The 575-nt window shown below is 74.6% G+C and carries 1 protein-coding gene; it reads right to left on the bottom strand.

Annotated features, from left to right (window positions below; translation table 11 throughout):
• Nucleotides 1–207, bottom strand: a 207-nt coding sequence (locus Ade02nite_RS39480) for a hypothetical protein (RefSeq protein ID WP_203775174.1), incomplete at its 3' end; no start/stop codon positions are given.
• Nucleotides 208–575: the final 368 nt, after the last annotated feature.

Here is a 575-nt window from a genome sequence, read left to right as displayed (position 1 = left end):
GCCCGGTGGCCCGGCGGCCCGGCGGCCCGGCGGCCCGGCGGCCCGGCGGCCCGGCGGCCCGGCGGCCCGGCGGCCCGGCGGCCCGGCGGCCCGGTCGGGTGCAGGCTGCGCGGTGCCCTGGTGCGCGAAGGGATCCGCGACATCGGCCGGGGTCTGCGGCACGGTTTCGGCGCGGTTGCCGTTGAGGCGGTCGGGTCCGGTGGGCACGGACGGCCGAGGGCGGCCGGCGATGTTGGCGTTGGCCGACCGCGAGGCAGGTGTCTTGCGATGATGCCGGTCTGGGCTGTCCGTCGGTTCGGCTTCGTCCGCCGGTTCGGGCCTTGCTGCGTTCGGCGCGCGATGGGGCATTGTGGACTGCTGCCTCGACTCGGACCTGCCCTTCGGCGCGGCTCAACCACAGCGGCTGACATCGACCCTTCAGTGTCGCGCGGGGCGTCGTGGTTGGCTGATCTTTCGGCGTCGGGTGGGGCGTCGTGGTTGGCTGATCCTTCAGGCTCCGGTCGGCCGCCTGTGTTGTTGGTCCTTCACCGTCGGGTGGCATGTGCTGGTTGGCTGACCCTTTGGCGGTGGGTGGG

The sequence above is a fragment of the Paractinoplanes deccanensis genome (assembly GCF_016862115.1).
Lineage (GTDB): Bacteria > Actinomycetota > Actinomycetes > Mycobacteriales > Micromonosporaceae > Actinoplanes > Actinoplanes deccanensis.
The sequence above is the reverse complement of the archived record's forward strand: the minus strand, read 5'-3'. Positions and strand labels throughout refer to the sequence as shown.